Source organism: Pseudomonas sp. AC463 (genome assembly GCF_979253585.1).
Genome location: NZ_CEEDDZ010000078.1, coordinates 1 through 546, shown reverse-complemented (window position 1 = coordinate 546; position 546 = coordinate 1). Strand labels below are relative to the sequence as shown.

Genomic DNA, 546 nt, shown 5'->3' with positions numbered 1-546 from the left:
GCCATCCGACCGCTTCACAGGCTCAAACCACGGTGCTTGATCTCGGCTAGCAGAGCGTCAGCCTCGGGATCGCCGGCGCGCTTTTCCGTGCCATTGTAGGCGGCGACCAACCGATCGTCCGGCCAGTCAGCTTCGATCTTGCTGATCTCGCCCTGGCAGTTGTTGATAGCTTCGTCGCTTCCCGCAGAACTTTGCGGCTGCTGCATCTCGCCCAGCGTGCCGCGGAGACTGCGGAGTTTGGCGATGTCGTGCAATTCGGTGCTGGTCATGGCCGACCGTAGGCGTAGCGTGGTCTCGCACACGATGATCCAGATCATCCGATCGCGAGATCGAGGTCAACGGCCGGTGCTGGCTCCCGAGGCGGCTGTCCGCTCCTTCATCAGCTGGTTGAGCTGGGCCTTTATCAACATGCCGCTTGTCGCAGCCTCGACTTCCCGGCGCCCCTCGCTGTTCAGCCGCACCCGGATGCCGTCGAGATTAGTGGCCAGGCCGTTCCGGGCGATCTCAACCGCGCGCTCCACCGTCGAGCGGTCGCCCCTCCAATGT

The 546-nt window shown here is 63.7% G+C and carries 2 protein-coding genes; both read right to left on the bottom strand.

The window, feature by feature from the left end; translation table 11 throughout:
- Positions 1–14: 14 nt before the first annotated feature.
- On the bottom strand, positions 15–269 hold the full coding sequence (locus AC0IYH_RS29165) for a hypothetical protein (protein ID WP_471837493.1): 255 nt from the start codon (positions 267–269) through the stop codon (positions 15–17).
- Positions 270–335: 66 nt separating this feature from the next.
- Positions 336–546 (bottom strand): hypothetical protein (locus AC0IYH_RS29160; RefSeq protein ID WP_471837492.1); only part of this gene is annotated, 211 nt, incomplete at its 5' end.